4 protein-coding genes are annotated in these 6,711 nt (G+C 42.4%); all 4 read left to right on the top strand.

The annotated features are described in order from the left end of the window. The first annotated feature begins 95 nt into the window (after positions 1–95). The 4 genes from V7K45_RS04410 (at position 96) to V7K45_RS04425 (ending at position 6,426) form a co-directional block, all read left to right on the top strand. Entirely contained in the window at positions 96–1,280 is a 1,185-nt protein-coding gene (locus tag V7K45_RS04410) for a sigma-70 family RNA polymerase sigma factor (protein ID WP_335000758.1), read from the top strand. Between the two features lie 251 nt (positions 1,281–1,531). Beyond that, entirely contained in the window at positions 1,532–2,683 is a 1,152-nt protein-coding gene (locus V7K45_RS04415; RefSeq protein ID WP_335000760.1) for a DUF1822 family protein, read from the top strand. Positions 2,684–3,195: 512 nt separating this feature from the next. Further along, positions 3,196–5,553 carry a CHASE2 domain-containing protein gene (locus V7K45_RS04420; RefSeq protein ID WP_335000762.1) on the top strand — a complete coding sequence of 786 codons (2,358 nt, stop codon included), beginning with the start codon at positions 3,196–3,198 and terminating at the stop codon, positions 5,551–5,553. A gap of 60 nt (positions 5,554–5,613) precedes the next feature. Continuing rightward, positions 5,614–6,426, top strand: a complete 813-nt coding sequence (locus tag V7K45_RS04425; protein WP_335000764.1) for a DUF928 domain-containing protein — start codon at positions 5,614–5,616, stop codon at positions 6,424–6,426. Positions 6,427–6,711: the final 285 nt, after the last annotated feature.

Below are 6,711 nucleotides of genomic sequence, written 5' to 3' on the forward strand. Positions count from 1 at the left end.
AAATCTGTAAAGTCCTTACGCAGCAAGGATTTAGCTTTTGTCCCTATGGCTGTATAATTAAAATCAGCTATGTTTCAAACAGTGGCGAGTGTTCCATGCAACCCCGACAGGGCATTGTTGAAATCTTTTCTACCTTTGTGCAATTTGATGTAGACCAGTTTAGTGGTTGGGCAACAGATGCCAAACTGCGACGCAGTATGAAAGTTTGCCTGGAGTCGTCAACTGAGAAATCAGATACCTTTTGGGCGCTTTACTGGTATAGAGTTTGGCAGACTCAATCTAGTGCTGTGGCACTGGCACATATTTCTGCTTATTTACAAGAGGTGTGCTACTGGACTGCCAGAAAATTCGCCCTCAACTTTCCTACGCAGTCGTCTGTAGCAGACTGTTTTCAGATGGCGATCGCTAATACTAACAAAATACTCAAAAATTTCAATCCTCAATATAGTTCGCATTTAAAATCCTATGCACAATTAACTTTTGAATCGATTATCAAAGATGCAGTGCGCTTACAGCGGGAAGCAGACATTTGCTCAGACTGGGCTTTATTGCATAAACTCAGCCGCAAACGACTAGTGCAGTCATTAGAAAATGCCGGATTTAACACTCAAAACATCGAGAGTTATGTTTTAGCCTGGGAATGCTTTAAGGAACTCTACACAGGTGATAATACAAAAATTCGTCAGCTGACCAAACCAGATGCTCAGACTTGGCAGGCTATTAGTAATCTTTATAATGCAGAACGTTTGGGCCGATTGAGTTCGCCCACAGCCGCAGTCAATCAGCAAACTATAGAAACCTGGGTATTATCTGCTGCTAAAGCTGTCCGTACTTTCCATTATCCTAAGTTTGTTTCCACAGACGCTCCCCTCAAAGAAGATGAGGGTAATTTATTAGATATATTGCCTGTAGATTTGCAAACATCTTTACTAACGGAAATTATTGAGCAGGAAGAAACTGCGAATATGCGATCGCAGCAAGCTCAGTTAAACCAAGTTTTGTCCGAAGCGATCGCTGCACTCGATGCTGAGTCCCAAAAAGTACTACAAGCTTACTACGTTCAACAATTGACTCAACAAGAAATTGCTGCCCAGCTAGAAATGAAGCAATATACTGTTTCGCGTCGCCTGAGCAGCATTAAAAAGTCATTGCTCCTGACTCTCACGCAATGGAGTCAAAACACCTTGCATATTTCCCCTAAATCTGACGTAGTAGATGCCATAAACACAAGTTTAGAGGAATGGCTTAAAGTCCAATATAGCCATACTCAGATTCAGTAGACATCTTGCAAAAATAACTTTTGCCAAGATGTTGGGGTGCATGTTAAAGGTTACTGAGTAAGGGAAAATTCTATACCTTTACCCTTTACCCTTTTCCCTTTACCCCACAATGCCTGCCAAGATGTTGGGGTGCATGTTAAAGGTTACTGAGTAAGGGAAAATTCTATACCTTTACCCTTTACCCTTGACCCTTTACCCCACAATGCCTCTTCCTAACATGGTCTTTATATAGAGCCATTCTAGAATTATTTATGTTGAACCCACCTGCTCCATTCACTATTGACTCACAGCATTTATACTTGGAAATTATCCAATTTCCAGAGGTGCAAGAACAACCATACTCAACAGCTGGTGCTTGTCAACGTGGCTGGATAAATCAAAAATGCTTGCAAGCATTTTTGCCTTGGTTCCAGGAGGAAATTGCTCCCACCGCCAGGGTTTATCCTAACAATGCGGCATTGCCGAGTTTTTGGGAAGTAGTCAATGGCACAGCTATCACTTTCGATCGCGATCGCCTTATCTTAATTCCTACCCTGGCGATGGATGATGATGAGTTACGCGTACCCCAAGAATGGGTAGATATTCCAGAGTGGGTTGCTGACTATTACGTAGCAGTACAAGTTAACCCTGATGATGGCTGGATGAAAATTTTTGGCTACACAACCCATCAAATTCTGAAAACAAAAGGAGTTTATGATGGTGGCGATCGCACTTACAGCTTGGAAAAAGAAGATTTAATTCCAGATATTAATGTGCTGTACGTTACACGCCAACTCGATCGGTCAGAAGCCTTACGTGCTGAGATTGCACCTTTAGATCCGATTGGCAAAACCCAGGCAGAAAATCTTTTAGAAAGATTGGGCGATCGCGATGTGAAATTTCCACGTTTAGCAGTTCCATTTTCGCTCTGGGGTGCGCTCTTAGCACATAGCGGTTGGCGAAAAAAGTTGTATGAACTGCGTCAGGGTTTACTCATACAGCGCTCAATTCCGCAATGGTTGCAGACAGGTGTAGCCAATTTAGCTCAACAGTGGGGATGGGAAAAAAGAGAATTCGTTGTGGTACCTGCGGGAATGCGGAGTGCAGAACCAGTTCTCGGCTTGTCTCGGCAAATAAAAGTTGCACAGCAAACATACGAGTTACGCATTTTCCCAAAAAGCGCTTCTGAGGATTATGTTTGGCGTTTTGAATTGCGAAGTACAACTCTTAATGGTCAAATTCCGGCTGGATTTAAGCTTCGACTACTAACGGAAGATTTACAAGCTTTTGAAAATAATCAAGATACGGCAACAACTGCTGTAGATATGTTGTATTTGGAAGTAATTTTGGAACTAGGAGAAGGATTGGTTTGGGAAATAGAACCCACTCCTGAAGATTATGACCGAGAAATTTTGCGGTTTTAAGTGTTACCTTCAAAAATCTTCACGCTCAACCTCTATTATTTGCTCTTAAACTGAATTTCACTACACACAACAACCTATTTAGCAACCAAGATATATATAGCAGGGTGTAAGGGCACCGCAGTGCCCATAGGTGTTAATTTAACGTGAAACCCTTGTCAAGACGTGATATTGAGTTCATTTACTTATGGTTACTCACAGCGTCACCTCACCCCGGTGTTTAAACCCAAAACCACCCCTCCCCGATGCCTTAGGGCTACGGTATAAACACAAGTCGAATTACCCCCCTCAATCCCCCCTTGTAAAGGGGGGAAGCCGGAAATCGAGTTCCCTCCCCTTTACAAGGGCAGGGTTAGGTAATGGGAAAAGCCGGAAATCGAGTTCCCTCCCCAATACATACGGGGAGGGTTAGGGTGGGGTAAAGCCTATATGCTACAAGGATTTGATCTTAAGTTGACACCAATAAGCGCTGCCGTGCCCCTACGGGCATACTCAACATCTAGGGAGAACTAGCTGTGGACAAGTTAATCATCTTAAAGTTAGGGGAGGGAAACTTTGAACAAGGGTTTACCGTGACTCTACAGATTGGCGATGAAAATGTCCGCCCGACTGTGGAAATCACAGGTGAGCTTCCTCCCAACCCGGAAATTCTCCGCGATTATCACCGTTGGCAATCTATTTATCGTAATTTAAAGTTGCCATCTCGTCCGATTGGCTTACCTAAAGAACTTAACCAAGCCCCCAGCCTAGAATACTGCCAGCAGGTGAGTGAGGAATTTAAAGTCAGTTTTAATGCTTGGCTGGCTTCCGATTCCTTTCGTTCTATCCGCGAGAAATTGTTAGAAAAACTCGTGTTTGCGGATAATATTCGGATGCTTGTACAAACCAAAGACCTGCGATTACAGAAATTTCCCTGGCATCTTTGGGATTTACTAGAACGCTATCCCCAAGCGGAAATCGCCTTGAGCGCTCCTACCTACGAACAAGTCAACCTTAACCGCATAGCAACTACATCCGACAAAGTAAAAATCTTAGCAATTTTGGGTAACAGTCAAGGTATTGATACCAAAGCAGACCAGGCGCTACTTAATTTATTACCCAATACAGACATCACTTTTTTAGTTGAACCACAATGCCTTGATCTTACCGATCAGCTATGGGAGCAGAATTGGCAGATTCTATTTTTCGCCGGACATAGTTCCACTCAGGAAACGAATCAAACAGGAAAAATCTACATCAATCAAACTGAAAGTCTAACAATTAGCCAGTTAAAGTATGCCTTGAAAAAGGCAGTAGAACGAGGTCTAAAACTAGCGATTTTCAATTCTTGTGATGGTTTGGGATTGGCATGGGAGTTTGCAGATTTACATATTCCCCAAATTATCGTGATGCGAGAACCTGTACCCGATCGCGTGGCGCAACAGTTTTTAAAGTATTTTTTAGAAGCCTTTGCGCGGGGAGGTTCGTTGTATTTAGCCGTCAGGGAAGCACGAGAAAGGTTACAGGGACTCGAAAACCAATTTCCCTGCGCGACATGGTTGCCTGCGATCTTTCAAAATCCGGCTGAGATGCCGTTGAATTGGGGGGAATTGTTTAGAAATCCACCCAATCTTCCTGTATCTTTGTCTCAAACTACGCCTGTTAGAGGAACCACAAATCGGCTTGGCTTCTCATCGATCTTACTGGCAAGCATGGTAGTAACTGGAATATTAATCGGGGTAAGGTATTTGGGCGTGCTGCAAACATTAGAGTTAAGTGCATTTGACCAACTGGTACGCTTGCGCCCTCCTGAAAAACCAGACTCACGCCTACTGGTTGTCACTGTGACTGAAAAAGATGTGCAAGCGCAAAAACCGGAAAAACCTCAAGGTTCGCTGTCAGACAAATCACTTGCCAAACTGTTAGAAAAATTAGAGGCATATCAAGCACAAGTTATTGGTTTGGATATATACCGAGATTATCCAGTGGATAAGGATTATCCAGCATTGGCAGCAAGGATGCGAAAAAGCGATCGCTTTGTCGGGGTGTGTCAACTCAGCGATTCTCAAGCCGGAAAACCAGGTGTAAAACCACCCCCAGAAGTTTCTTCACATAATCTCGGTTTTAGCGATATTGCCATCGATTCAGATAATGTTGTGCGTCGCCAGCTGTTAGCGTTAACTCCTGCGCCCTCATCTCCTTGTACTGCGCCCTATGCCTTGAATGTTCAACTGGCGCTGCGTTACCTGTATACGAAAGGAATTCGGTTGCAATTTACCCCTGATGGCGCATGGCAATTAGGGAAGGTGACATTTAAACCAATAGAAGCTCATACCGGAGGTTATCAAGGCGTTGATGCTTTTGGACACCAAATTTTATTAAATTATCGTTCTTCTCCTTCACCAGAAGCAATCGCACCAAGTATGACCTTACAACAAGTGCTAACGGGTAAGCTCAATGCCGATGCAGTCAAAGACAAAATAGTAATTATTGGCACAACAGCAGAAACTTTTGGTGATTACTGGTTAACTCCCTACATCACTCCTCAAGGAAAATTACAGGCAATACCAGGAGTATTTTTACAAGCCCAGATGGTAAGTCAACTGCTCAGTGCTGCTTTGGACGGAAAACCTCTGTTGTGGACTTGGCCGCTTTGGGGTGAGGTAATTTGGGTTTGGGGTTGGTCTTTTTTAGGCGGTTTATTTACTGCTTATCTGCACCGATTCATTTACTTAAGCTTGGCAGGAGGAATAGCCATTATTAGTTTATACGTTAGCTGTTTTATATTTTTAATTGTATATAGTTGTTGGGTTCCGCTAATTCCTGCTATGTTGGCTTTAGTAGTTAATAGTTTAATAGCTACAACTTACTTAAACATAAAATTTAAAAATTAATAATAACGCCAATTTGAAGCATGAAAATCGCCGTTCAGTAAGTAAGTGTTAGGAGGTTTTATGAAAAGCTATTGGCAAATGCAATTAATTGCGGCAGTGGGAATGACTTTATTGGGAATTCTCGGTTACTCTCCCATGATTTCGATGACACCAGCTGCTCCCACTCCTAATAAATTTTCGCCTCCTCCGCCTCCTCCAGACAGGGGTGCAACAGGCGATCGCGGCGGGGCTGCAAGTCGTGGTTGTGGTGTTGGGAATCAGTCTGTAGTTGCACTTGTACCTATATACAAACAGACATTTAATCAAGGGAAAACGGAAGCTATTGCTGTTACTAAAGTTTGGGGCTTGACGAATGAGGAATATCCAACTTTTTGGTTTTTTGTCCCCTATCAAAAATCTTTAATTGATTCGATTGAGTTTGTTGTCAAAGATGAGTCAAGTAAACAAAGTCAAACTCTTTACCGAACAATAGTAACAATACCAGAAGTACCAGGAATTGTTAGCATTCGCTTAAACGCAAATACTTCCCCATTGCAAGTAGACAAGATGTATCACTGGTTTTTTAAGATAAAAGTCATTTGCAATCCCCAACAACCTCCAGAACGAGAGTATGTGGAAGGATGGGTGCAACGAGTCAATCCAAATCCTCAATTAGTAGATAGCTTGAAGCAAGCAACTCCTCAGCAACGGGTAAACCTTTATGCCGAGAATGGTATGTGGTACGATACTTTGACTACTTTGGCTGAATTACGTCTTAGCAAACCTGAAGATTCAACTTTAGCGGTGGAGTGGATGAATTTGCTTAAATCCATAGATTTAGAGAATTTAGCTAAACAACCTTTGATAAAGTGTTGCCAAGGCAATGCAAAGTAGCACAGCAAATGTACAATATGGAATTATTCAACAGTTGGGTGACGACAGATACCCTTAACAAATAGAATATCAAAGTTTTCATCAGCAAGCAGTTTTAACATGCTTCCAAATCTGTAACGATTTCAACTACAACCAGAGCGATTAGAGTTTTTGTCCACAAATATTCTAAAGCAGTTTAACTCATTTACAGATCAATACGGTTCAGTTAAGGCTGAAAGACTGATTAGTGATATGAAATTTAGGAGCTTCAACTCGTTGTCCAGTACCTCTATGTTTTGGCTTTTT

It is taken from the genome of Nostoc sp., from assembly GCF_036917375.1.
Classification (GTDB): Bacteria; Cyanobacteriota; Cyanobacteriia; order Cyanobacteriales; family Nostocaceae; genus Nostoc.

What these genes read in the sequence shown, in the direction of transcription:
- V7K45_RS04425 (WP_335000764.1), top strand. Translation starts at nt 5,614, where the DNA reads ATGAAAAGCTATTGGCAAATGCAATTAATTGCGGCAGTGGGAATGACT.
- V7K45_RS04415 (WP_335000760.1), top strand. Translation starts at nt 1,532, where the DNA reads ATGTTGAACCCACCTGCTCCATTCACTATTGACTCACAGCATTTATAC.
- V7K45_RS04410 (WP_335000758.1), top strand. Translation starts at nt 96, where the DNA reads ATGCAACCCCGACAGGGCATTGTTGAAATCTTTTCTACCTTTGTGCAA.